Source organism: Micromonospora sagamiensis (genome assembly GCF_014680085.1).
In the GTDB taxonomy this organism is placed as follows: Bacteria; Actinomycetota; Actinomycetes; order Mycobacteriales; family Micromonosporaceae; genus Micromonospora; species Micromonospora inyonensis.
The window spans coordinates 3,923,783-3,948,054 of record NZ_AP023438.1 but is presented as its reverse complement, the minus strand read 5'-3'; the positions used below and the strand labels follow the sequence as shown (position 1 = coordinate 3,948,054).

At 73.1% G+C, this 24,272-nt stretch carries 23 protein-coding genes, 1 tRNA gene and 1 pseudogene; 10 read left to right on the top strand and 15 right to left on the bottom strand.

Going from position 1 to position 24,272, the window contains the following annotated elements; genetic code table 11:
• Positions 1-211: 211 nt before the first annotated feature.
• The 5 genes from IGA62_RS17465 to IGA62_RS17445 all read left to right on the top strand — a co-directional run bounded on the left by IGA62_RS17465 (position 212) and on the right by IGA62_RS17445 (position 6,847).
• Entirely contained in the window at positions 212-1,996 is a 1,785-nt protein-coding gene (locus IGA62_RS17465) for an N-acetylglutaminylglutamine amidotransferase (protein WP_145819863.1), read from the top strand.
• Positions 1,997-1,998: 2 nt separating this feature from the next.
• On the top strand, positions 1,999-3,879 hold the full coding sequence (gene ngg / locus IGA62_RS17460) for an N-acetylglutaminylglutamine synthetase (RefSeq protein ID WP_145819865.1): 1,881 nt from the start codon (positions 1,999-2,001) through the stop codon (positions 3,877-3,879).
• A complete protein-coding gene (locus IGA62_RS17455; protein ID WP_145819867.1) occupies positions 3,876-5,081 on the top strand; it encodes an osmoprotectant NAGGN system M42 family peptidase in 1,206 nt (401 codons plus the stop codon). The genes ngg and IGA62_RS17455 overlap by 4 nt, the downstream gene beginning before the upstream one ends.
• 318 nt (positions 5,082-5,399) lie before the next feature.
• A complete protein-coding gene (locus tag IGA62_RS17450; RefSeq protein ID WP_145822163.1) occupies positions 5,400-6,332 on the top strand; it encodes a ribonuclease Z in 933 nt (310 codons plus the stop codon).
• Positions 6,329-6,847 (top strand): GNAT family N-acetyltransferase, encoded by a 519-nt coding sequence (locus tag IGA62_RS17445; RefSeq protein ID WP_145819869.1) that lies wholly within the window; start codon positions 6,329-6,331, stop codon positions 6,845-6,847. The genes IGA62_RS17450 and IGA62_RS17445 overlap by 4 nt, the downstream gene beginning before the upstream one ends.
• Positions 6,848-7,084: 237 nt before the next feature.
• Here IGA62_RS17445 and IGA62_RS17440 read toward each other — a convergent pair whose 3' ends face one another.
• Both IGA62_RS17440 and IGA62_RS17435 read right to left on the bottom strand, forming a co-directional pair.
• Positions 7,085-7,339, bottom strand: a complete 255-nt coding sequence (locus IGA62_RS17440; protein ID WP_145819871.1) for a Txe/YoeB family addiction module toxin — start codon at positions 7,337-7,339, stop codon at positions 7,085-7,087.
• Positions 7,336-7,620: a type II toxin-antitoxin system Phd/YefM family antitoxin gene (locus IGA62_RS17435; RefSeq protein ID WP_145819873.1), complete on the bottom strand. Its 285-nt coding sequence runs from the start codon at positions 7,618-7,620 to the stop codon at positions 7,336-7,338. Before IGA62_RS17435 ends, IGA62_RS17440 begins: the two co-directional genes overlap by 4 nt.
• A 164-nt stretch (positions 7,621-7,784) precedes the next feature.
• On the opposite strand from IGA62_RS17435, the pseudogene IGA62_RS17430 reads away from it, so the two are divergent.
• A pseudogene (locus IGA62_RS17430) lies at positions 7,785-8,018 on the top strand (HIT family protein); the annotation flags it as partial.
• Between the two features lie 144 nt (positions 8,019-8,162).
• Here IGA62_RS17430 and IGA62_RS17425 read toward each other — a convergent pair.
• Together IGA62_RS17425 and IGA62_RS17420 are read right to left on the bottom strand one after the other, a co-directional pair.
• A complete protein-coding gene (locus tag IGA62_RS17425; RefSeq protein WP_145819877.1) occupies positions 8,163-9,533 on the bottom strand; it encodes a cystathionine beta-synthase in 1,371 nt (456 codons plus the stop codon).
• Positions 9,534-9,607: 74 nt separating this feature from the next.
• Positions 9,608-9,964 (bottom strand): YkvA family protein, encoded by a 357-nt coding sequence (locus tag IGA62_RS17420; RefSeq protein WP_145819879.1) that lies wholly within the window; start codon positions 9,962-9,964, stop codon positions 9,608-9,610.
• Positions 9,965-10,138: 174 nt separating this feature from the next.
• Here IGA62_RS17420 and IGA62_RS17415 point away from each other — a divergent pair, with 174 nt between their 5' ends.
• From IGA62_RS17415 to IGA62_RS17405, 3 genes are all read left to right on the top strand, one after another.
• Complete coding sequence (locus tag IGA62_RS17415) at positions 10,139-11,308, top strand: SGNH/GDSL hydrolase family protein (protein ID WP_145819882.1); 1,170 nt, start codon at positions 10,139-10,141, stop codon at positions 11,306-11,308.
• Positions 11,305-12,108 (top strand): SGNH/GDSL hydrolase family protein, encoded by an 804-nt coding sequence (locus IGA62_RS17410; RefSeq protein WP_145819884.1) that lies wholly within the window; start codon positions 11,305-11,307, stop codon positions 12,106-12,108. The genes IGA62_RS17415 and IGA62_RS17410 overlap by 4 nt, the downstream gene beginning before the upstream one ends.
• An 89-nt stretch (positions 12,109-12,197) precedes the next feature.
• Positions 12,198-13,460: an acetyl-CoA C-acetyltransferase gene (locus tag IGA62_RS17405; protein WP_145819886.1), complete on the top strand. Its 1,263-nt coding sequence runs from the start codon at positions 12,198-12,200 to the stop codon at positions 13,458-13,460.
• A 29-nt stretch (positions 13,461-13,489) separates the two neighbouring features.
• On the opposite strand, the gene IGA62_RS17400 is transcribed toward IGA62_RS17405, so the two are convergent.
• The 3 genes from IGA62_RS17400 to IGA62_RS17390 all read right to left on the bottom strand — a co-directional run bounded on the left by IGA62_RS17400 (position 13,490) and on the right by IGA62_RS17390 (position 15,108).
• Positions 13,490-13,825: a hypothetical protein gene (locus tag IGA62_RS17400; protein ID WP_232624678.1), complete on the bottom strand. Its 336-nt coding sequence runs from the start codon at positions 13,823-13,825 to the stop codon at positions 13,490-13,492.
• Between the two features lie 263 nt (positions 13,826-14,088).
• Complete coding sequence (locus IGA62_RS17395; protein WP_091457282.1) at positions 14,089-14,919, bottom strand: Bax inhibitor-1/YccA family protein; 831 nt, start codon at positions 14,917-14,919, stop codon at positions 14,089-14,091.
• A gap of 105 nt (positions 14,920-15,024) precedes the next feature.
• Positions 15,025-15,108, bottom strand: a tRNA-Leu gene (locus IGA62_RS17390).
• A 104-nt stretch (positions 15,109-15,212) separates the two neighbouring features.
• On the opposite strand from IGA62_RS17390, the gene IGA62_RS17385 reads away from it, so the two are divergent.
• Entirely contained in the window at positions 15,213-17,009 is a 1,797-nt protein-coding gene (locus tag IGA62_RS17385) for a hypothetical protein (protein WP_232624677.1), read from the top strand.
• 49 nt (positions 17,010-17,058) lie between these two features.
• On the opposite strand, the gene IGA62_RS17380 is transcribed toward IGA62_RS17385, so the two are convergent.
• The 8 genes from IGA62_RS17380 to IGA62_RS17345 all read right to left on the bottom strand — a co-directional run bounded on the left by IGA62_RS17380 (position 17,059) and on the right by IGA62_RS17345 (position 24,269).
• Positions 17,059-18,390: an NAD(P)/FAD-dependent oxidoreductase gene (locus tag IGA62_RS17380; RefSeq protein WP_145819890.1), complete on the bottom strand. Its 1,332-nt coding sequence runs from the start codon at positions 18,388-18,390 to the stop codon at positions 17,059-17,061.
• A 103-nt stretch (positions 18,391-18,493) separates the two neighbouring features.
• Positions 18,494-19,054, bottom strand: coding sequence for a hypothetical protein (locus IGA62_RS17375; RefSeq protein WP_145822165.1), 561 nt, complete (start codon positions 19,052-19,054; stop codon positions 18,494-18,496).
• A 65-nt stretch (positions 19,055-19,119) separates the two neighbouring features.
• On the bottom strand, positions 19,120-20,499 hold the full coding sequence (locus IGA62_RS17370) for a DUF58 domain-containing protein (RefSeq protein ID WP_145819892.1): 1,380 nt from the start codon (positions 20,497-20,499) through the stop codon (positions 19,120-19,122).
• Complete coding sequence (locus IGA62_RS17365) at positions 20,496-21,503, bottom strand: AAA family ATPase (RefSeq protein ID WP_145819894.1); 1,008 nt, start codon at positions 21,501-21,503, stop codon at positions 20,496-20,498. The genes IGA62_RS17370 and IGA62_RS17365 overlap by 4 nt, the downstream gene beginning before the upstream one ends.
• Position 21,504: 1 nt before the next feature.
• Positions 21,505-22,095 (bottom strand): hypothetical protein, encoded by a 591-nt coding sequence (locus tag IGA62_RS17360; protein ID WP_145819896.1) that lies wholly within the window; start codon positions 22,093-22,095, stop codon positions 21,505-21,507.
• Positions 22,092-22,829 (bottom strand): DUF4129 domain-containing protein, encoded by a 738-nt coding sequence (locus IGA62_RS17355; protein ID WP_145822166.1) that lies wholly within the window; start codon positions 22,827-22,829, stop codon positions 22,092-22,094. The genes IGA62_RS17360 and IGA62_RS17355 overlap by 4 nt, the downstream gene beginning before the upstream one ends.
• A 20-nt stretch (positions 22,830-22,849) precedes the next feature.
• On the bottom strand, positions 22,850-23,563 hold the full coding sequence (locus IGA62_RS17350; protein ID WP_145822167.1) for a uracil-DNA glycosylase: 714 nt from the start codon (positions 23,561-23,563) through the stop codon (positions 22,850-22,852).
• 19 nt (positions 23,564-23,582) lie between these two features.
• Positions 23,583-24,269: a dienelactone hydrolase family protein gene (locus IGA62_RS17345; protein ID WP_145819898.1), complete on the bottom strand. Its 687-nt coding sequence runs from the start codon at positions 24,267-24,269 to the stop codon at positions 23,583-23,585.
• Between the last annotated feature and the right edge of the window lie 3 nt (positions 24,270-24,272).

The following is a 24,272-nucleotide window of genomic DNA, read 5'->3' as shown; positions in this document are numbered from 1 at the left end:
TTCAGCGGGCACCTGTCGACCGCCGGACGCAGGCTGAGGTCTTGTTCACAACAGTGCGCGGGCACAAAAGGGTCACTCCTCCCCTGCGGGACACGGAAACTCCGTAGATCCACTCCAGCCCGCACGGGGCGCGGCATTCTAGCAACTGGCCACCCGAAGGGCTATCAGCTCAACAGGCGATGCGCTGCCACCTCTGGCACCATCGGTTGGCATGTGCGGACTGGCTGGGGAGCTTCGTCGGGACGGCTCACGTGCCGACGTCACGGCGGTGGAGCGGATGGCGGCGACCATGCACGACCGGGGCCCCGACGACAGCGGCGTCTGGTCGCAGGGGCCGGTCGCCCTGGGCCACCGTCGCCTCAAGATCATCGACCTGTCGGCGGCGAGCGGGCAGCCGCTGGTCGACTCGGCCGCCGGGCTGACCGGCGTCTTCAACGGCTGCGTCTACAACTACCGGGAGCTGCGCGCCGAGCTCCAGGCCAAGGGACACGTCTTCTTCTCCTCGGGCGACACCGAGGTGGTGCTCAAGGCGTACGCCGAGTGGGGCGACGACTTCGTCGACCACCTGGTCGGCATGTTCGCCGTGGCGATCACCGAACGGGCCACCGGTCGCCTGGTGCTGGCCCGGGACCGGCTCGGCATCAAGCCGCTCTACCTGGCCGAGACCCCCGACCGGGTCCGGTTCGCCAGCACCCTGCCCGCCCTGCTGGCCGGTGGCGGGATCGACACCACGGTCGACCCGGTCGCGCTCGCGCACTACCTGAGCTTCCACAGCATCGTGCCACCGCCCCGGACCATCCTGCGCGGCGTGGCCAAGCTGCCCCCGGCCACCGTCCGGGTGTACGAGCCGGACGGCCGGGTCACCGAGCGGGTCTACTGGGATCCGTCGTTCACCCGCCACCCGGACCGGGCCGGCTGGTCCGAGCGGGACTGGCAGGACGCCCTCCACGAGTCGCTCACCACCGCCGTCCGGCGACGCATGGTCGCCGACGTGCCGGTGGGGGTGCTCCTCTCCGGCGGCCTGGACTCCAGCCTGGTGGTGGCGCTCCTCGCCGAGCAGGGGCAGCGCGGCCTGGCCACCTTCTCCATCGGCTTCGAGGCGGTCGGCGGCCGGGAGGGCGACGAGTTCCGCTACTCCGACCTGATCGCGAAGACCTTCGACACCGACCACCACCAGATCCGGGTCGCGACGAACGACCTCGTCCCGCCGCTGGAGGCGGCCGTGGCGGCGATGAGCGAGCCGATGGTCAGCCACGACTGCGTGGCGTTCTACCTGCTCAGCGAGACCGTCGCCCGGCACGTCAAGGTGGTCCAGTCCGGGCAGGGCGCGGACGAGATCCTCGGCGGCTACCACTGGTACCCGCCGCTGGCCGGCGTCGACCGGGCGGCCGCTCTCGACACGTACGCGAAGGCGTTCTTCGACCGGGACGCGGCCGGACTGGCCCGGGTGGTCAACCCGGACCGGTTGGCCGACGGTGACCCGGCGCGCGAGTTCGTGGCCGCGCACCTGGGCCGGGTGGGCGCGGACACCGCGGTCGACGCGGGCCTGCGGATCGACACCCAGATCATGCTCACCGACGATCCGGTGAAGCGGGTCGACAACATGACGATGGCGCACGGCCTGGAGGCCCGGGTCCCCTTCCTGGACCACGAGTTCGTCGAGCTCGCCGCGAGCTGCCCACCCGAGCTGAAGCTCGCCCAGGGCGGCAAGGGCGTGCTCAAGGAGATCGGCCGTCGGGTGCTGCCCTGGGAGGTCATCGACCGCCCGAAGGGCTACTTCCCGGTGCCCGGCCTCACCCACCTCGAGGGCAAGGTCCTCGACCGGGTCCGCGACGCGCTGCACGCCCCGGAGGCTCGCCGCCGCGACCTGTTCCGCGCCGACTACGTCGACGCCCTCCTCACCGACCCGAACGCCGAACTCACCCCGTTGAACGGAAACAAGCTGTGGCAGCTCGGACTCCTGGAAATGTGGCTCCAGAGCCACGGAATCGCCTGACCGTGACCGAGACCCTGGCGACGGGGGCGGCCCTGACCGAGGGGCAGCGGGCCCGGATGGCCCGGCGACGGGAGCGGGTCGGGCCGGGCGGTGACCCGGTCGCCCCCGGCGAGCCCGCCGGCCGGTCGACCGACCCGGATGCTGTCCCGCCCGCCGGTCGTACCGACGTGGTGCTCGACTGCGGCTGGGGGCGGCTGGTCTTCGGCCAGACGTTCCGCGACCCGGCCGACGTCGCCGACGTGCTCCGCTCGGAGGCCGCCGGTTCCCGGGACATCTGCATCTACCTGCGCGACCCGCACGTGCTGGTCTCCCGGCTGCACGACGAGCTGTTCATCGACCCGTCGCTGACCTACCGGCTGCCGCTGAGCCCGGACGCGGCCCCCGGTCCCGGCCCGATCGGTGGCGAGCCGGCCGCCGACGGTGGCGCGGACCTGCCGGGGCTGCGTGTCCGCCAGCTCCGCGACGCGGCGGACGCCGACGCGGTGAACCGGATCTACGCCAGCAACGGGATGGTCACCGCCCCGGTGGACGTGCTGGTCGCCAACGCCGCCACCCCGTCCTTCCTGCACCTGGTCGCCGAGTCGGCCACCGGGGAGATCGTCGGCACGATCACCGGCGTCGACCACGTCGAGGTCTTCGACGACCCGGACAACGGCGCGAGCCTGTGGTGCCTGACCGTGGACTTCAACCACGCCCCGCCCGGTACCGGCCAGGCCCTCCTGACCGAGCTGGCCGCCCGGCTCACCGACCGGGGTCGGGCCTTCGTCGACCTGTCGGTGCTGGCGGAGAACGACGGGGCGATCCGCCTCTACGAGCGGCTGGGTTTCTACCGCACCGCCACGCTCTGCGTGAAGCGGAAGAACCCGATCAACGAGCGACTTTTCCTGCCGTCCCTGCCCGCCGGCTACGACGAGCTGAACCCGTACGCCCGGATCGTCGCCGACGAGGCGATGCGCCGGGGAATCCGGGTGGAGGTGACCGACCCGGCCTGGGGCGAGCTGCGGCTGACCAGCGGCGGGCGGACCATCCTGACCCGCGAGTCGCTCTCCGAGCTGACCTCGGCGGTGGCGATGAGCCGCTGCGACGACAAGCGGGTGACCCGGCGGATCCTCACCGAGGCCGGACTGAGCGTGCCGCGTGGCCGGACGGCCACCGGGGACGACGCGGACGAGGCGTTCCTGGCCGAGATCGGCGCGGTGGTGGTCAAACCGGCCCGGGGTGAGCAGGGCAACGGCATCACCGTCGGGGTGCGGGCCCCGGAGGCGCTGCGCACGGCCGTCGAACTGGCCCGGCGGTACTGCCCGGACGTGCTGATCGAGGAACTGCGCGCCGGTGCGGACCTGCGGGTGGTGGTGATCGACCACGAGGTGGTCGCGGCGGCCGTCCGCCAGCCCGCCTCGATCACCGGCGACGGGGTGCACGACGTCACCGAGCTGATCGAGCGGCAGAGCCGCCGCCGGGCCGCCGCCACCGGCGGCGAGTCCCGCATCCCGATCGACGACATGACCCGCGAGGTGGTCGCCGAGGCCGGGTACGGCATGCACGACGTGCTCCCCGAGGGCAGGATGATCGCCGTCCGGCGGACCGCCAACCTGCACACCGGCGGCACCATCCACGACGTGACCGGCGACCTGCACCCGGAGATCGCCGAGGCGTGCGTGGCCGCCACCCGGGCGCTGGACATCCCGGTCACCGGGCTGGACCTGCTGGTCACCGCCCCGGACCAGCCGGAACACGTGTTCATCGAGGCGAACGAGCGGCCGGGACTGGCCAACCACGAGCCCCAACCGACCGCCGAGCGCTTCGTCGACCTGCTGTTCCCGGGCACCCGGGCACCGCACCGGCTCTGGTCCCCGGCGGGTACGGCATCCTCGACGGCATGACCGAACGTCGTCCCGCCCCGCTTCCGCTCGACCTGGACTACCTGCGGCAGGTGCTGCTGGAACTCCTGGAGATCCCCAGCCCGTCGGGGCGTACCGACCACGTGCAGCAGTACGTCGGCGAGCGGCTCTCCGCGCTCGGCATCACGTCCACGCTGACCCGGCGGGGCGCACTGAGCGCCTGCCTGCCCGGCCCCCGCTCCACCGGGGCGGACCGGGCGATCGTGGTGCACACCGACACGATCGGCGGGATGGTGAAGCGGCTGAAGGAGAACGGCCGGCTGGAGCTGAAGTCGATCGGTACGCACAGCGCCCGCTTCGCCGAGGGCGCCCACGTACGGATCTTCACCGACGACCTGGACCGGGTGATCACCGGCCAGGTGCTGCCGCTGAAGGCGAGCGGCCACCGCTACAACGAGGCGGTCGACCTCCAGGGCGTCGGCTGGGAGCAGGTGGAGGTCCGGGTCGACGAGCCGGTCGAGGACATCGCCGGGCTGCGGGCGCTCGGCATCGACGCGGGCGACTTCGTGGCGTTCCTGCCCAACCCGACGATCACCCCGAGTGGCTTCGTCAAGTCCCGCCACCTGGACGACAAGGCCGGCGTGGCGGCGGTGCTGACCGCGCTCAAGGCGATGGTCGACGCGGGCGTCCAGCCCCGGGTCTCCGCGCACCTGCTGGTCACCGTCACCGAGGAGATCGGGCACGGGGCGAGCCACGGCCTCGACCCGGATGTCGCGGAGATCGTCTCGGTGGACGCGGCGGTGGTCGCCCCGGGGCAGCAGTCCCGGGAGACCGCGGCGACCCTGGCGATGGGCGACGGGGTCGGCCCGTTCGACTACCACCTGACCCGCAACCTCGCCTCGATCGCCGCCGAGCACGGCGTCGACCTGGTCCGGGACGTCTTCGACTACTACCGCTCGGACGTGGCGGCGGCGGTCGAGGCGGGCGCGCACGCCCGGGTGGCGCTGCTCGGCTTCGGGGTGGACGCCACCCACGGCCACGAGCGCACCCACCTGGACGGCCTGCGCCACCTGACCCAGCTGCTCTGCCTCTACCTCCAGAGCGACCTGGTCTTCCCGGAGTGGGACGCCGAGCCCGAGGGCGACCTGGCCGACTTCCCGTCGCTGGCGGTGCAGCCGGCGTCCGAGGAGGGGCCGCGCGAGGGGCCGATCGGCATCGCCGACCCTGCCCCGCACCCGTCCTGACCTGCGTCGGCAGCAGGTGACGTAAAACCGTTGCCGCCGGCGTCGGGAAGTGGATAGCGTGGCGGTACACGGGAAGGGAGGTGATCCGAAGCTTTGTGTAGTTATCGGACTCGTGAGGTGGCTGTCCGCTAGCCGCTGTCCTTGACAGTCGACTGTCCGCCCTCCGGGGCGGGCGTGCAAGATCGTCGAGACCGTGTGGCAGCGGTGCGGCGAAACCACAACAGCCACCCGACCCCCGGGGTGCCGGCCCAGTCCAGCCGGTCCGCGCGCCAGCGCGGAAGCCCCGGGGGTCGCTTCATGTCCGCAGGGAGGCCCACGGTGTCGATGCGCGAGCTGACGGTGCTCGGCACCGCCAGCCAGACGCCGACGCGGCAGCGCAACCACAACGGGTACGTGCTGCGCTGGGACGACGAGGTGATCCTCTTCGACCCGGGCGAGGGGAGCCAGCGGCAGCTCCTGCACACCACGGTCACCGCCACCGACCTGACCCGGATCTGCGTCACCCACTTCCACGGCGACCACAGTCTCGGGCTACCCGGCATCATCCAGCGCCTCTCCCTGGACCGGGTGCCGCACCCGGTGGCGGTGCACTTCCCGGCCGGCGGCGCGGAGTACTTCGCCCGGCTCCGGTACGCCACCAGCTTCCACGAGACCGCCGAGCTGGCCTGCGAGCCGGTCGCCGCCGACGGGCAGCGGATCGCGCTGCGCGGTGGCCACACCCTGACCGCCCGCCGGCTGCGCCACCCGATCGAGACGTACGGCTACCAGCTGGTCGAACCGGACGGCTGCCGGATGCTCCCGGAGCGGCTGGCCGCGTACGGCATCGGGGGCCCGGCCGTCGGGGAGCTGATCCGCGTCGGCCACCTGGACGTCGGCGGACGCCGCGTGCACCGCGACGAGGTCGCCGTGCCCCGGCCCGGCCAGCGGTTCGCCTTCGTGATGGACACCGGGCTCTGCGACGCGGTGTACGCGCTCGCCGAGCACGCCGACCTGCTGGTGATCGAGTCGACCTTCCTCGACTCGGAGGCCGCGCTCGCCGCCGAGGTCGGGCACCTCACCGCCGCCCAGGCCGCGCGGGTCGCGACCGAGTCGGGGGTACGCCGGCTCGTGCTCACCCACTTCTCCCAGCGGTACGCCGACCCGGCCCGGTTCGCCGCCGAGGCCCGCGAGCACTTCACCGGGGACCTGGTGATCGCCGAGGACCTGGCGACGGTCGCGGTGCCGCCCCGGCGGGTAGCCTCGCCGGGGTGACGCTCACTCTCCGCCACGCTGTCGCCGACGACCTGATGGCGGTCGGCAGCCTGCACCAGCGTTCCCGGGTCGCCGCCTACTCCCCGTTCCTGCCGCCGGAGGCGCTGGCCGCCCCGACGCCGGAGGGAATGGGGCTCTACTGGGTGGAGCGCTGGTCGTACGAGCGGGACGACCACCTGATGACCGTCGCCGAGCGGGACGGCCGGCTGGTCGGCTTCACCTACGTCGGCCCGGACGAGCTGGACGGCGTGGTCGACCCGCAGGCGGCGATGCTCCGGGCCATCCACCTGGAGCCCACCGAACAGGGCCGGGGCACCGGTCGGACGCTGATGCGCGACGCTCTGCGCACGATGCGGTCGTGGGAGCGGAGCCGGGCCACCCTCTGGGTGCTCCGGGACAACGCGCACGCCCGCCGCTTCTACGAGCGCGGCGGCTGGGCGCCGGACGGCCGGGAACGCGACGAGCGATTCGGCCCCGTCGTCACCGCCCAAGTCCGCTACGCCCGCCCCCTCTGACTGTGCGGTGGGAGCCCGGAGCAGGGACTTCTAATCCCAAGGCTGCGGGTTCACGCCCCACCAGTGCAATGACCTGCGGTTTCTAGATGGCTGATGGACCATTGCGCGAACCGTACCGGCACCGTGGCGTGTCGACACCAGGGCCACCCGACAGGTCGACCGGCGGTGAGGGTGGGCATCAGGCGTCCCTTGCGCGCTCGGGTGACGTGAGCCCTGGCCGGGCCGGCTGATTCGTGCTCATTCGTAGTGATAGCGGCACTGCGCTATCTGCACCGTGTCATCGACGATCCGGTACACCAGGCGGTGTTCCTGGTCGATTCGTCTCGACCAGAATCCCGACCAGTTGCCGCGGAGTTGCTCCGGTTTGCCGATGCCCTGGTGGCCGTTGCGTCGAATGTCCTCGATCAGGGCGTTCACCCGCTTGAGCATCTGGCGATCCCGTTGCCAGGTCAGATAGTCCTCCCAGCCCCGGCTGGCGAACTGGACCTTCACGCTGCCGACGCCTCGCCCGAGCCGGCGTTGGGATCGATCAGGTCGTGCATCTCCCCACCCCCGTTGCGCAACTCTTCGACGGCTTCGTTCAGACGGCGCGCGTTGGCGGGGCTGGCCATCAGGTATGCCGTCTCCTTCAGCGACTCGTACTCACGTAGCGAGATGATGACGGCGGCCTCACGGCCGGAGCGGGTGACCACGATTTCCTCGGCATCGTCCACGACATGGTCAAGCATCTTTGCCAGGTTCTGCCGGACTTCTGAGTAGGGAACGATGCGCATGATGCCTCCCAACGTGACGTACAAGAAATTGTACAACCCAATAGGTTCCCTGGCAGGTGAGCCCCCACGTCTGGCCTTGGGTGCCGATCAAGCGCTGGAGCGAAGCGGGTGTAGGGGGAGTGGCTCGCCGGTGATGGTCGCGGGGTTCGCCTGGTGATGCCGCGCCGGTGCACATCGTCGTGGCGCCGAAGCGTCATGTGCCATCTCTCATTGACCTCGGCGGTGCCACTGAGGATCTCTTGCATCGCGTTCTAGAGGTGGTCCGTCACGCCGCCGCCCGCGTCGAGCGGGAGCAGGGTGCCTGCCGAGTGCCGACCAACCTCGGCCGATACCAACACTCCGAACATCTGCACTTCCACGTCTGTAGCGGGCAGCCCTCCCGGCCCGATCCTGCATAGAGCGTGGGCCACGAGCGGTCTGCATCCAGAGCGCTTGGCAGCGGCTTTGGACGTGCGTCTCAACGTCGGTTTCGTGCCCGGAGACGCAGCACGGCCTGAACTGGGTGGCAACCGGCCTGCCCTGGGACAGGCCGGTTGCCATGCTCAGCGGGCGCCGAGGTGGGCCAGCAGGTCCTGCCGGGTGAGCACGCCCTTGGGCTTGCCGTCGATCAGCACCAGCGCGGCGTCGGACTTCTCCAGCAGGGCCACCGCCTCGCTGACCGGCTGCCCGCCGCCGACCATCGGCAGCGGCTCACCCATGTGCCGCTCGATGGTGTCGTGCAGGTGGGCCTGGCCGGTGAAGAGCGCGTCGAGCAGGTCCTTCTCGGCGATCGAACCGGCCACCTCGCCGGTCACCACCGGCGGCTCGGCCTTGAGCACCGGCAGCTGGGAGACGCCGTACTCGCGCATGTAGTCGATCGCGTCCCGGACCGTCTCGGTGGGGTGCACGTGCACCAGCTCGGGGAGCCTGCTCGGCTTGGCGGCGAGCGCGTCGGCGACCGTCGGCTCGTCACCGCTGGCCGTCAGGAAGCCGTACCGGGCCATCCAGGCGTCGTTGAAGATCTTCGACAGGTAACCCTTGCCGCTGTCCGGCAGGAGCACCACGACCACGTCGTCCGGGCCGGCGTCGCGGGCCACCTCCAGGGCGGCCACCACGGCCATACCGCAGGAGCCGCCGACCAGCAGCCCCTCCTCCCGGGCCAGCCGCCGGGTCATCTCGAAGGACGCCTTGTCGGAGACCTCGATGATCTGGTCGGCGACGGACTTGTCGTACGTCTCCGGCCAGAAGTCCTCACCGACCCCCTCGACCAGGTACGGCCGGCCGGTGCCGCCGGAGTAGACCGAGCCCTCCGGGTCCGCGCCGATCACCTTCACCCGCCCCTCGGACGCCTCCTTCAGGTAGCGCCCGATACCGGAGATGGTGCCGCCGGTGCCGACGCCGGCCACGAAGTGGGTCAGCCCGCCGCCGGTCTGCTTCCACAGCTCCGGGCCGGTGGTCTCGTAGTGCGAACGCGGGTTGGCCGGGTTGCTGTACTGGTTGGGCTTCCACGCGCCGGGGATCTCCCGGGCCAGCCGGTCGGAGACGTTGTAGTAGGAGCGGGGGTCCTCCGGGGCGACCGCCGTCGGGCAGACCACCACCTCGGCCCCGTACGCCCGCAGCACGTCCTGCTTGTCCTGGCTGACCTTGTCCGGGCAGACGAAGACGCACCGGTAGCCCTTGAGCTGCGCCACGAGGGCCAGCCCGACGCCGGTGTTGCCGCTGGTCGGCTCGACGATGGTGCCACCCGGCTTCAGGATCCCGGCGGCCTCGGCATCCTCCACCATCCGCATCGCGATCCGGTCCTTCACCGACCCGCCGGGGTTGAGGTACTCCACCTTCGCCAACACGGTGGCCTGGATGCCGGCGGTGACGTTGCGGAGCTTCACCAGCGGAGTGTTGCCGATCAGCTCGACGACGTTGTCGTAGTACTGCACCTCGTTGTGCCCTTCTCCTCCGGTGCCGGCAGCGGCGCCGGGCGACGGTTGGTCGACGCCCAGGGTACGTGGCGTCAGGACAGGACACTCCCAGGGACCACGGACGCGCGGCGGGCCTCCCACTCCAGGAACCGCTCCGTCTCGGCCAGCACGCTGCCGGCCAGCCAGGTGACCATCACCGCGTCGTCGACCAGGCCGAGGACGGCCAGGAACATCTCCGGTACCAGGTCGACCGGGGAGACGACGTACGCCGCCGCCGCCGTCATCAGCGCCAGCCGGAGGCCGCCGTCGTACTCGCCACGCGCGGTGGCCTTGATCATCCGGGGCAGCGCCGCCAGCCGGGCACCCAGGGACGGGCCACCCCGCGCCCCCGCCATCAGCGCCCGGGCCAGCGCGGCGAACGCCGCGCTCCGCTTCAACGTCCTCGCCATGTCAGTGCCCCTCTCTCCTCGACCAGCGTGCCGGGCCGGCGCAACCGCCGCCGCGACGACCGGCCCGGACGGCCGGCGGTCGATGGATGACGTACCCAGAATGTCCCGCTGCCAGGCACCGGAGCGCCATCGCGGGGACAGCGACGTGTCGCTCCCGCGCGGTACTGTCGGCTCATGGAGGAGGTGGCTGGATCCGTCGTACCCACCGGTACGCGCTGGCGACGCGCCCGGCAGGTCGTCCGCTACACGGCGATCGGCGCGGGTGCCACGGCGGCGGCCTTCGCCACCACCACCGGCATCCTCCTCGGCCAGGCGAAGCAGGCCCGCCGGACGATCCCGATGGCCGAGGCGCCGCCACCCCGCTGCGACGGCGTCTACGGCCCCAAGCTCCCCGGCCCGCCGCTCACCATGGTGATCCTCGGCGACTCCTCCGCCGCCGGCTACGGCGTGCACCGGCGCCGGGAGACCCTCGGCGCGCTGCTCGCCACCGGCCTGTCCCGTCGGCTGCACCGGCCGGTGCGGTTGCACCGGTTCGCTGTCGTCGGCAGTCTCTCGGCGGGGCTGAAACACCAGGTCGAGGCCGCCCTCGAGAAGCAGCCGGACCTCGCGGTCATCCTGGTCGGCGGCAACGACGTCACCAACCGCACCCCGCCGGCCGTCGCGGTGCGCTATCTCACCGACGCGGTCCGCGACCTGCGCGCGGCCGGCGCGGAGGTGGTCGTCGGCACCTGCCCCGACCTCGGCACGATCCAGCCGATCCAGCCGCCGCTGCGCTGGTTGGCCCGGCGCTGGGGTCGGCAGCTCGCCGCCGCCCAGACGGTCGCGGTGGTCGAGGCCGGTGGCTGGACGGTCTCCCTCGGTGACCTGCTCGGCCCCCGGTTCGCGGCGGAGCCGGGCCGGATGTTCGCGTGGGACCGGTTCCATCCGTCCGCCGAGGGGTACGCGGTCGCCGCGTCGGCGCTGCTGCCGACGGTCCTCTCGGCGCTCGGCGCGGGCCAGGACCGCCGGCCGGCACTGACCCGGGGCGAGGGTGTACGGTCGCTGCCGCAGGCGGCGCAGGAGGCCGTCCGGAACCCGGGCACCGAGGTCAGCGGCACCCAGGTCAGCGGGCGCGACCGGGGCCCCGCCGGGCGCTGGGCGCAACTGCGGCGGCGGGCCTTCGTCGCGGTTGGCGCGCTTCCCGCCCACGCGGGTGAGCCGGTGCCGCACCCCGCCGCCGACGCGGTCCCGCCGTCCGGCACACCACGGGCGGACGGCGTGGTCCGACCGGCGCAGAGCCCCGAGACAGGCGACGCGGTCCGACCGGCCGGGGGCACGGAGACAGCAGTGGAGGGACGATCATGAACGAGCGGAACACCCGCACCGAACGGGCGGCCCGCATGGGCCGGGTCGCGGCCCTCTCCCTGCTGGCCGGCACAGTGGGCGGCGCGGCCGTCCTGGCCGGGGAGGCCTTCGTCGCCCGCACCCGCCGGTACGCCGAGCCGGAACTCGGTCTCGCCCTACGGGCGACGGTCGGTTCGACGGACGCACCCCCGCTGCGGCTGGTCCTGCTCGGTGACTCGGCCGCCCTCGGTGTCGGCGTGCAGGAGTTCGACGAGACGGTCGGCGGCCAGTTGGCCCACCTGCTCGCCGAGGGGCCGGCCGGCCGACGGGTGCACCTCTCCAGCGTCGGGGTCTCCGGATCCCGCTCCACCGACCTGGCCACCCAGGTGGCCCGGGCTCTGCTCGGGGCCCGCCCGGACGTGGCGGTGATCCTGATCGGGGCGAACGACGCGACGACCCTGCGCCGGCCGTCCGACGCGGCGGCGTACCTGGGCGGCGCGGTTCGCCGACTGTGCGACGCCGGGGTGGAGGTCGTGGTCGGCACCTGCCCCGACCTCGGCGCGGTCCGGGCCGTCGCCCCGCCGCTGCGCCAGGTGATCGGCTGGTCCGGGCGGCGCACCGCGCGGGCGCAGACCGTGGCGGTGCTGGAGGCCGGCGGCACGGTGGTGGATCTCGCCGCCGAGACCGGGGCGGTCTTCCGGGCCGACGCCGGCACGCTCTGCCACGACGGGTACCACCCCTCCGCCGACGGGTACCGGGTCTGGGCGCACGCGCTGCTCCCGGCGGTGGCCGCCGCCGCGGCCGTCGCCTCGTCCCGCTGAGCCCGGCGTACGGTCTCGACGGGTGCCGAGTCCGTGGTGCGACGTGCGCCACATTCCACCGCAAGTTACCGACGGGTTAACGTTGGCTCATGCCGACTGAGTCGTCCCGCGACGCCGTCATCGTCGCCACCGCCCGCTCCCCCATCGGCCGGGCGCACAAGGGTTCCCTCCGCGATGTCCGCTCGGACGACCTCGCGGCGACCATCGTCCGGGCCGCGCTGGACAAGGTCCCGCAGCTCGACGCACGCGAGATCGACGACCTCTACCTGGGTTGCGGCCTGCCCGGCGGTGAGCAGGGCTTCAACATGGCCCGCGTGGTCGCCACCCTGCTCGGGCTGGACACCCTGCCCGGCGCGACCCTCACCCGGTACTGCGCCTCCTCCCTCCAGACCACCCGGATGGCGATGCACGCGATCCGGGCCGGCGAGGGGGACGTGTTCGTCTCCGCCGGGGTCGAGTGCGTCTCCCGGTACGCCCGGGGCAACTCCGACGCCCTGCCGCCGGAGGCGCAGGCGCTGGTCGGCGGGGGCTGGGAGAACCCGCGCTTCGCGGCGGCCCAGGAGCGTTCGGTCCGGCGGGCGGCCGGCGGCGCGGAGGTCTGGTCCGACCCGCGCGAGGCCGGTGAGCTGCCCGACATCTACCTCGCCATGGGGCAGACCGCGGAGAACCTGGCCCAGGCGTACGACGTGACCCGCGCCGACATGGACTCCTTCGGCGTCCGCAGCCAGAACCTCGCCGAGAAGGCGATCGCCGACGGCTTCTGGGCCCGGGAGATCACCCCGGTCACCACCCCGGACGGCACGGTGGTCAGCACCGACGACGGGCCCCGTCCCGGGGTGACCCTGGAGGGCGTGTCCGGGTTGAAGCCGGTGTTCCGCCCGGACGGCCGGATCACCGCCGGCAACTGCTGCCCGCTCAACGACGGGGCCGCCGCAGTGGTGATCATGAGCGCCCAGCGGGCCCGGGACCTGGGCATCACCCCGCTGGCCCGGATCGTCTCCACCGGCGTCACCGCGCTCTCCCCGGAGATCATGGGGCTCGGCCCGGTCGAAGCGAGCCGGCAGGCGCTGAAGCGGGCCGGCATGACCATCGACGACGTCGACCTGGTGGAGATCAACGAGGCGTTCGCCGCCCAGGTGATCCCCTCGTACCGGCAGCTGGACATCCCCCTGGAGAAGCTGAACGTGATGGGCGGCGCGATCGCCGTCGGGCACCCGTTCGGCATGACCGGGGCCCGGATCACCGGCACCCTGCTCAACGCCCTCGACTGGCACGACAAGTCGATCGGCCTGGAGACCATGTGCGTCGGCGGCGGCCAGGGCATGGCGATGGTCCTCGAACGCCTCTCCTGACGTCGACACGCAGGCGCTGAGCGGTCGCCTCAGAGTGCGGTCCGGGTCGCCGTCACCTCGGCGGCGGCCCAGGCCAGCGCCTCGGGCGCGGGGGTCGCGGCGACCAGGTCGGCGGCGACCACCCGGAGCTGGTCGGGCAGGGCGAGGTCGTTGTCCAGCCGGGGCACGGTGCGTCGCGGCTGGCCCTCGGCGTCGGCGGCCAGGTTGGCGACCTCCTGCACGAGCTTGTGCACCAGGTCGGCACGGGAGACGTTGCCGTCGGTGGTCAGCGCCGACCACCGGGGCGGCTGCCAGTGCCCGACCTGCCGGACCAGCAGCTCCACCGCCTGCTCCAGCTCGGTGTTCGGGCCCGGGTCGCCGGACACCGGGTTCACCGGGCACCGGCCTGGTCCACCGGGTACGCCCCGGCCTGCGCGCTGCTCACCGGAGGGAGTCTACGGCCGCGCCGACGGCCACGGACGCGGTCGGTCCGGGTCCTGCGGCCGGTCGGTCCGGGTCCTGCGGCGGATCGGGGCGACCGGCGGGTCGGGTGCGACCGGATCCACTCGTCCCGGCCCCCGCGACGACGGTGCGCCCGCCCCCGGAGTCGGGGACGGGCGCACCGGTCGATCGACTGTTGACTGACTGCTCAGTCGTCGCCCTGGAAGTAGCTCAGCAGGCGCAGGATCTCGATGTAGAGCCAGACCAGGCTGACCAGGATGCCGAAGGCGGCCACCCAGGAGTAGCGCTGGGGCAGCCCCATCCGGATGCCCTCCTCGACCTCGTGGAAGCTCAGCACGAAGCTGAGCGAGGCCACCACGATGCAGACCAGGCTGAAGCCGATGGCCAGCGGGCTGCCGTCCCGCAGGCCGGTCTCGATGCCGAACAGCGCCAGCACCAGGTTGACCAGCATCACCGCGAAGAGGCCGACCATCACCGCGATCATGCCGCGCACGAACTTCGGGGTGGCCCGGATGACGCGCGCCTTGTAGAGCATGGCCATCAGGAAGAACACGCCGAAGGTGGCGGTGGTGGCCTGGAGCACGATGCCGTCGTAGAGCGACTCGAAGGCCTTGCTCACCATGCCGACGAACACGCCCTCGACGACCGCGTACGTGACGACGAGCGCCGGGTTGGCCATCCGGGAGAAGGAGATGATCATGCCGAGCACAAGGCCGACGACGGCGGCCCCGATCCACGCGACACCGACCAGCGCGTCGGGCACGAGCACCCAGGCGGCCGCGGCGGAGGCACCGAGGATGCCGAGGAGCAGGACGGTCTTGACCACGACGTCGTCGAGCGACATCGGCGTCACGGTGGGCGGTGCGGCCGGGTAACCGGGGGCCGCCGGGTAGCCCGCACCCGGGTACTGCTGGGGGTAACCGGGCTGACCGTACGGCCCGGCCGGGGCGTACCCGGCCGCCCGCTCCCGCTCGGCCGCCTGGCCGAGCCGGGCGAGCACCGGGTTCGAGGTCTTCACTTTCAGCCTCCCTCAGGGGGTCGATGCACGGTGAACGTGCCTGTCCAGGGTAAACCGCCGGGCCGACCTCTTGGTGATCACCAGGCTGAAGGGAAGCTGAGAGTCTGGTGCCCGGGGCGGGGGTCGAACCCGCACGCCTTGCGGCAGCCGCTTTTAAGGCGGCCGTGTCTGCCTTTCCACCACCCGGGCGGGTGACCCACCGGCGCGTCGACACGCGGCAGTGCAGTGTCACGGTAGCCGGTCTCGCCGAACCCGGCGTACCCCGATACCTCCCCGGCACTATGGTCGAGGCCGTGAGCAGCGCAGCCTGTGCCGACCAGGACGCCGGGCCCGGCCGGGACGCCACCCCGGCCGTCGACACGGTGTCCGCCTCCCGGCGGGCCCGGCTCGTCGCCGCGGCCCACCGGAACCGGGTCGACCTGCTGGTCGGTCTGGGCTTCCTGGTCCTCGCCGGAGTGCTCACCCACGGGCTCTGGCCGGACCCGTCCGGCCGGACGCTGGCGCTCAACCCGGAGGACCAGACCCTCTACGAGTTCTTCCTGGCCGTCGACTCCCGTGCGCTCCTCGGTGACCTCGGTCTGCTCACCGACCGGCTCAACGCCCCCGACGGGGTCAACCTGATGGCCAACACCTCGGTCATCGCGCTCGGGGTGCTCTTCGCCCCGGTCACCCTGGCCTTCGGCGCGCCGACCACGTTCGCGCTGCTCGCCGGCCTGAACCTGGCCGGCACCGCGATCGCCTGGTATGCGCTCTACGTCCGGGTACTGCGGGCCGGCCGGCTGGCCGCCGCGATCGGCGCCGGCCTCTGCGGCTTCGGGCCGGGCATCGTGTCGCAGACCAACAGCCACCTGCACATGACCGCGCAGTGGCTGGTCCCGGTGATCGTCTGGCTGGTCGTCCGGATGCTGCGGGACCAGCGGCTGGTCGTCTCCGCCCTGGGGCTGGCCGTCGTGGTGGTCACGCAGGTCTTCGTCGGCGAGGAGGTGCTGTTCCTCGCCGCGCTGACCCTGGCGGTGATGACCGTCGCCTACGCCGCCGCCGACCGGCGACTCGCCCGGCGTACGTTCCCGGGTTTCGCCGCGGGGATGCTGCTCGCCACCGGAGTCGCCCTGGTCGCGCTCGCCTACCCGCTGTGGTTCCAGTTCGCCGGGCCGCAGGGCGTGGCCGACGGCATGTTCAGCCCGTACTACTTCTCGGCCGACCTGACGAGCTGGTGGACGTTCTCGCCGCTCTCGGTCGCCGGCGACGACTCGGCGGCCCGGCTCACCACCGGTCCCGCCGAGTACAACACCTTCCTGGGCTGGCCGCTGCTGCTGGTCGGCGCGGCCTGCGCGGTCTGGCTGCGTCGGCAGCCGCTGGCGGTCGCCTGCGTGGTCGGCACGCTGGTCATGGGCGCTCTGTCGCTCGGGCCGGACGTGGTGGTCGACGGGGAGCGGACCGGTGTTCCGGGACCGTACCGGTTCCTGCTCGACGTGCCGGTGGTGGACGGCGCGCTGCCGATGCGCTTCGCGCTGGCGGTGCTCCCGCTGCTGGCCACCGTGTTGGTGCTCGCCGTCGACCGGGCGTGGCACGCCGGGGGTCGCTGGCGCGTGGTCGTCCCGGCCGCCGTGGTGGCGGCGCTGCTGCCGGCGGCACCGACCCCGCTGGCCACCGAGGACCGGCCGCCGGTGCCGGAGTTCATCACCGCCGGGCACTGGCGTGACTGCGTACGCCCCGGCGGGGTGCTGGTGCCGGTGCCCGCGCCCACCCCGAAGGAGCCCTGGCCGATGCGCTGGGCGGTGGCGGCGGACGCGGAGTTCGCCCTGCCCGAGGGGTTTTTCATCGGCCCGTACGGACGGGACGGCACGGCGGCGATGGGCACGTACAAGCGGCCCACGTCGGCGCTGCTGGCGGAGGTGGCCCGGCACGGCGAGCAGCCGGTGGTCAGCGAGGGGCAGCGCCGGCAGGCGGCCCGGGACATCGCCTTCTGGAACGCGTCCTGCCTGGTGCTCGCCGCCGACGAGCGGCACGCCGAGAGCCTGCGCGGCACGCTGGAGCAGCTCTACGGCCCGGCGACCCGGGTCGCCGACGCCTGGACCTGGCGCTTCTGATCGACGTCCCGCCGTCGTTGGGTGGTGGCAGCCCTCCTACCACGCCACCTCAGGCGCGCGGGCTGCCCACCGGCTGGGACGCCTCGACGAACTCCTCGCGCGGTTCGTGCAGCTGGCCGAGCGCGACGACCTCCCGACGGAGGAAGAACGCCAGCGTCCAGTCGACCACCACGCGCACCTTGCGGTTCAGCGAGGGGATGCGGCTCATGTGGTACGTCCGGTGCATGAACCACGCCGGCCAGCCGGTCATCTTGATGCCGTACACCTGGGCGACGCCCTTGTACAGGCCGAGGCTGGCCACGCTGCCCGCGTGCTTGTGCCGGTAGTTGACCGGTTCCCGACCCCGGATCACCGCAGCGATGTTGTCGGCCATCCGGGTGGCCTGCCGCACCGCGTGCTGCGCGCTCGGCGAGCAGTACGTCCCGGGCGGGCCGGTCAGGTCGGGCACCGCCGCGCAGTCACCGGCCGACCAGGCGCCCTCGACGACCCGGTCGGAGTCGACCACCTGGAGGGTGGGCAGACAGGTGACCCGCCGCCGCTCGTCGCGGGGAAGGTCGGTGGCGTCCAGCAGCGGCGACGGCTTCACGCCGGCGGTCCAGACGATGGTGTCGGAGGGGAAGCTGTCGCCGTCGGAGAGCGTGACCACCCCGTCGACGCAGGACTCCAGGCGGGTGTCCAGCCGGATGTCCATGTTCCGCTTGAGCAGCTGCTGGACCGTGTACGCGCCCATGTCCCGGTCGACCTCGGGCAGCACCCGCTGGGTCGCCTCGACCAGCACCCAGCGCATGTCCGCCGGGGTCAGCTCCGGGTAGTACTTCAGCGCGTCCCGGGCCATGTCCTCCATCTCGGCCAGCGCCTCGATGCCGGCGTACCCACCGCCGACGAAGACGAAGGTCAGCGCGCGACGGCGCACGTCCGGGTCGGTGGTGGCCGCGGCCACGTCCAACCGGTCGAGGACGTGGTTGCGCAGGTAGATGGCCTCGCCGATGGTCTTGAAGCCGATCCCGTGCTCGTGCAGGCCGGGAATCGGCAGGGTCCGGGAGACCGACCCGGGGGCGACGATCACGTGGTCGTACCGGATCTCCCGGACCGGACCGGTGATCGGTTGGATCGTCGCGGTCCTGCGGGAGTGCTCGATCCGGGTCACCGCGCCCGCGACGATGGTGCACTTACGCAACTCCCGCCGCAGCGGCACGACACTGTGCCGCGGGGAGATGTTGCCGGCCGCCGCTTCCGGAAGGAAGGGCTGGTAGGTCATGTGCGGCTGCGGGTCGACGACGATGACCTCGGCCTCACGGGAGCTCAGCTTCTTCGCCAGGCGCAGGGCCGCGTACAGCCCGACGTGCCCGGCGCCTACCACAAGGATCCGCTTCGGGTTCACGTCTTCCATCTTTCCCCGACCGACCGGAGTAATCCCGTTCGCGGCCCTTCTCTGTGACGGAGCACCCCCTGTGACCTGCGTGACCATCGCGCTCCCGCCGGTGTCACCGGCGGCGCAGCAGCCACCCCAGCAACGCCGTCACCACGACCGCGACGCCGAGTCCGCCGATCGTCACCGGCAGCATCCCCCGGTCCCCGCCGACCCCGGCGACGGTCAGCAGCAGCACTCCGGCGACCCCGGCGACGAGGACCACCCCGGCGGTACGGGTCAGCCAGCGAGCCACCAGCGCCGGGTCCACCACGGCGTCGTACGGCAGCAGTGCGGCCAGCGCGCAGAGGTTGTGCCCCAGGTAGAGCAGGGCGGTCAGCAGCAGCAGTCGCCACAGCGCGATCGGTTCCCCCTGGTCGAACGTGCCGTAGAGCCAGCCGGCGACGGTGACCAGGGCGGCGAACGTCGGCCAGAACCGCCGTGGCCCGAGCGCGGGCAGCAGCGCGGTCACCAGCAGCGCCGGCAGGGCGTCGCCGAACCAGACGTCGACCGGGAACGCCACCGTGAAGCCGACCAGCACGGTGAGGAACACGCCTACCCGGACCAGGAACGGCAGCAGGGTGGCCCGGCGGGCCGCGTGCCGTGCCGCCCGCACCCGGTCGACGACCTGTCCCACCGCGCTCACCGGAGCCGCCTTCCGTTCGCGACTGCGGGACTCCGCTGGCGCTACATTCCTCGCGCTCACCGGTTGCCTGCCCGGGGGGCGGTGGCGAGGCGGGCCACGTCCCGGAGCACCTGGTCCAGGCTGCCGGCACCGGCCCAGCGCACCACCGGTACGCCGTGCTCGCGCAACTGCTCGACCATCACGTCCCGGTCCAGTCGCCAGAGCCGGAACGCCACCTCGGCCCAGTCCCGCCGGCCGCCCGGCGGGGGCAGGTCGGCGGGGAGGGTGTCCACCGCCACCACGAATCGACCGGAGCGGGCGAGCTGGGCGAGCATCTGCGCGGACCGCTCCTGCAACAGCGGGGTGAGCACCACCACGAGCGCGTCCGAGGAGAGCAACTGCGGGCCGAAGACCTGGTCGTCCGCCTCGTCCGGCCAGGACTCGGCGCGTACGTCGAGCAGCCACTCCAGCACGGTGAGGTACTGCCGACGGCCGGTGGCGGGACGCAGCCGTCGCGCGGTCGGGCCGAACTCCAGCATCGCCACCCGGTCGCCCCGGTGCAGGTAGTGCTCGCCGATCGCGGCGGCGGCCCGGACCGTGGTGTCCAGCACCGAGGCGGTGCCGTTGATGCCGCCGGAGCGCCCCGCCTCGGCGAGCACGTCGAGCAGGAGCACCACCTCGGCGTCCCGGTCGGAGAGGGTCGCCGCGACGTGCAGCTGCTTCGCCCGTAACGAGACCCGCCAGTCGATCCGGCGGAGCCGGTCACCGGGGGTGAAGACGCGCACCCCGGCCAGCTCGCCGCCCTCGCCGGGGCGGCGGGAGTGGTGCGCGCCGACCAGTCCGGCGGCCCGGGGCATCGCCTCGACCGCCTCGAACGGCTCGGTCTTCGGGTACACCGTCAGCCGGGCCGGTTCGGCCACGACCACCCGGGAGACCAGCAGCCCGTCGGCGGTGGCGGCCCGGGCGCCGGCCGGGCCGACCGGGTGCCGCCCCCAGCGCAGCGCGGTGCCGGCCAGCGTCAGGTCGACCGCCTCACCAGCCGGGACGAAGGTGGCGAAGGGTCGGTCGGCGGGCCCCTGGTGCGGGGCCTCCGCGTCGAACCCGGACCGCTCGACGCGCAGCCACGGCGACACCCGGGTCCGGACCACCGCCAGGTCGTAGCCGACCCGGTCGGGGTTGCCCACCGTCACCGTCGCGGTGAGGTCACCGCCCTCGACGAGGTGCCCCTCGGCCGCCTGCGGCCAGACCTGCGGCGGGGCGGCCGGCCGGCGGCGCAGCGCGTACGCGGTGCCGAGCGCGAACGGGGCGGCCAGCACCACCAGGTCGACCCGGCCGAGCACCACTCCGGCAACCAGCAGCAGGCCGGTGAGCAGCACCGCCCGGCCGAGCGCCGGTGTCGGCACCCAGGCGGACGGGGTCTGCGGATCCGGGGGCGACCCGGCGGGCGTACCGGTCAACGTCCGCCCCGACCGGCGGCGTAGCTGGGCAGCGCGCCACTGGCCGGCGCCGGGGTGGCGTCGAGGACCTCGCCCACGACGAACGACGGGTCGACGCGGCGCAGCCACATCTCCGGGCGGAGCGTGATCCGGTGTGCGAGGGCCGGCACCGCGACGTCCTTGACGTCCTCCGGCACGACGTAGTCACGGCCGCCGAACGCGGCCCGGGCCCGGGCCAGCAGCAGCAGCGCCAGCGATCCGCGCGGCGACGCACCGACCAGCACGGACGGGTGGTCGCGGGTGGCCGCGGTCAGCTCGACGATGTACCGGCCGACGGAGTCCTCGACCGCCACGTCCTCCAGGGCGGCCTGCATGGCACGCAGCGTCGTCGCGTCGACGACCGGCTTGATCTCCGCCTCCTCGCGGCGGCGGGCCATCCGCCGGCGCAGCACCTCCCACTCCTCCTCGCGCTCCGGGTAGCCGAAGGAGACCCGGAGCAGGAACCGGTCGAGCTGCGCCTCGGGCAGGGGGTACGTGCCCTCGTACTCGATCGGGTTGGCGGTGGCGAGCACGTGGAACGGCTCGTCCAACCGGTAGGTGACGCCCTCCACCGAGACCTGCTTCTCCTGCATCGCCTCCAGCAGCGCGGACTGGGTCTTCGGCGGGGTCCGGTTGATCTCGTCGGCGAGAAGCAGGTTGGTGAAGAGCGGACCGGCCCGGAAGGTGAAGTCGCCGCTGCGCTGGTCGTAGAGGAAGGACCCGGTGACGTCGGCGGGCAGCAGGTCGGGGGTGAACTGCAACCGACGGAAGTCCAGGCCGAGGGCCTGGGCGAAGGAGCGCGCGGTGAGCGTCTTGCCCAGCCCCGGCAGGTCCTCCAGCAGCACGTGCCCACCGGCCAGGATTCCGGCGAGGACCAGCTCCAACGCGTCGCGCTTGCCGACCACGACCGAGCCCACCGCGTCGAGCACCGCGCGGGCCAGCCGGCCGGCCTCGGCGGGCGTGACGTTCCGGTCCACGTCGTTCATCTCAGATCTTCTCCAGTTCGGCGACGATCGCCGCGAGATCGCGCGGCGACGGGGGGCGGCGGCCGGGTGCGGCGAGGAAGATCCAGAGCCGCTCGCCCAGCAGGGCACGGGCACGGGCCGGATCGGCGTCGCGGGTCACGCCGTGCCGTTGCCGCAGTCGTTCGTCGGCCAGCTCGGTGATCCGGGGCAGGACGACCCGGGTGAACCGCTCCGGTTGACTGGTGGCCCACTCCAGGGGCAGCGCCCAGCCGTCCACGGCGGCGCGCAGCGCGTCCCCGGCGGGAGGTGGGGCGTCGTCACCGGGCACCGGCGCGCCCCGGCGGTGCGACGGCGGCGGGGCGAGCCGGCCGGTGACCGTCCGGACGCCGAGGAGGGCGAGCACCCCGGCCACCAGCACCGGCAACGAGACGGTGAAGCCGATCGCGCGGAGCACGGCGACCAGCACCGCCGTGGCCGCGCCGGTGACCACCACCGTCCGTAGCAGCCAGCGCAGCCAGCCGCCCCGGCGTCGCTCCGGCCGGCCGACCGGTTCCTCCTCGAACCGGAGCAGGTCGTCGATGCTCGCGCCGCCGCGCGGGGCCGACTCGCTCACGTCGGCACCTCGTCGGCGAAGACGGTCAGCTCGGCCCGGATCCGGCGCAGCGCCGCACGGGCCTGGTCGCGCATCCGGTCGTCCACGGTGCGGGTGTCGTACCGGGCGGACCGGTAGACCTGCGCGAACTCGGCCAGCACATCGGCGCTGACGATCGCCGGGACACCGCTGTCGGTGTCCCCGCGCAACAAGCGGGTGACCAGGTCGGTCGGGGTGTCACCGGCCCGCCGGGACACGCCGGCGGTCGCGGCGGCCTCCTCCAGCCGCACCCAGCAGGCGATCACGACGGTGCGCGGGTCGGTGGACCGGTCGTCCAGCTCGATCAGGCCGGCGTCGAGCGCGGCGACCACGTCCCGGGCGGTCCCCTCGGCTGACCGGCGGGGTCGCGCGGCGGGCAGTCCGCGCCGGTTGGTCCGGCGCAGGGCACCGCGTACCACCGTCCAGAGCGCGTAGCCGAGGGCGAGCAGGGCGGTCACCCCCAGCAGCACGACCGCGGCGGTGGTGACCCAGCCGGGGATGCGCGCGGCGGTCTCGCGGGCCGCCTCCCGGGGCTCGACCGGGAACGACGGGGAGGGCTGTGCCTCCGGGTACTCCGGAATGAACGGGACGTTCTCCGCAGCGGGTGGGATTCTGGTCGCACCGAGCGCGGAGTGCGCGGCGGCAACCGCGACGACGGCGAGCAGCACGGCCACGGCCAGGACCGGCCACCATCGGCGCAGCACGCTGAAATCCATCGTCACCGCCCCACACAGTGTCAGTCCACCCCGGCCACCTGCTTCGCCCGGGTGAACACCTCGTCCAGCATCTGTGGTGTGAGCCGTCCGGTGAAGGTGTTCTGCTGGCTGACGTGGTAGCAGCCCAGCACCTCCGGTACGGCCGTGCCGGACCAGTGTGCCCCATGGCCGAACGCCGGTCGCGGGCTGGGCGGCCGGACGCCGTACACCGCGTGCAGCGCCGGCCACCACGCGGCCCAGGCGAACGCACCCAGCGCGACCACGACGCGCAACGTGGGCCGGATCAGGTCGAGTTCGCGGTGCAGCCAGGGCGCGCAGGTGTCCCGCTCGCCGGGGGTGGGTTTGTTGTCCGGCGGGGCACAGCGCACCGCGGAGAAGATCCGGGTCGCCCGTAGGGTCAGCCCGTCGTCCCGGGCGAGGCTGGTCGGTTGGTTGGCCAGTCCGGCCCGGTGCAGCGCGGCGAAGAGGACGTCCCCGGAACGGTCCCCGGTGAAGATCCGCCCGGTGCGGTTGCCGCCGTGCGCGGCGGGGGCGAGGCCGAGGATCGCGATGCGGGCGTCGGAAACGCCGAGGCCGGGCACCGGTCGACCCCAGTACTCCTGGTCCCGGAAGGCCGCCCGCTTCGTCCGGGCCACCTCCTCCCGCCAGGCGACCAGGCGCGGGCAGGCGAAGCACCCGCCGATCGCGCCGTCGAGGTCGGGCAGGTCGGCCGCCCGCCGTGCGCGGGCGGCCACCTCCTCGGCGGTACGGGCCTCAGCCAAGCCGGCTCCGGAAGAGTTCGAGGGTACGGGCCCAGGCGCTGGCGGCGGCCCACTGGTCGAAGACCTCCGGCCGGTCGTCGTTGAAGAACGAGTGCGCGGTACCCGGGTAGTCGTGGAGGACGCAGGTGCCACCGGCGGACTCGATCGCCTGGCGGGCGGTCTGGACCCCCTCGGCGGCGGAGGTGCCGTCCGCCTCGGCGCAGTGGATGACCGCCGCCTTGCCGGCGTAGTCGGCCCACTCGGGGCGCATCTTCTCCCAGGGCAGGACGGGATAGAAGCCGGCGGTGGCGACGATCCGCTCGGAGATGGTCGCGGACCAGAGCGCCAGGCTGCCCCCGGCGCAGAAGCCCGCACAGCCGATCCCGCCGGTGACCTCGGGACGGTCGGCGAGGTAACCGGCCGCGGCGGCGATGTCGGTCGCCGCGTCGTCCATCCGCAGTGCCGTCATCAGCCGCTTCGCCTCGTCCGCGTCGTCGGTCGAGGCACCGTGGTAGAGGTCCGGCGCGAACGCCACGAACCCGGCCTCGGCGAACCGGTCGGCGACCGCGGTGATGTGCGGGACGAGACCCCACCGCTCCTGGATGACGATGACCGCCGGGCTGGTCGCACCGCCGGAGGGTATCGCGAGGTAGCCCTCACCCGTCGCACCGTCGTGGCGGTAGGTCACCATCTCGCCCATCGG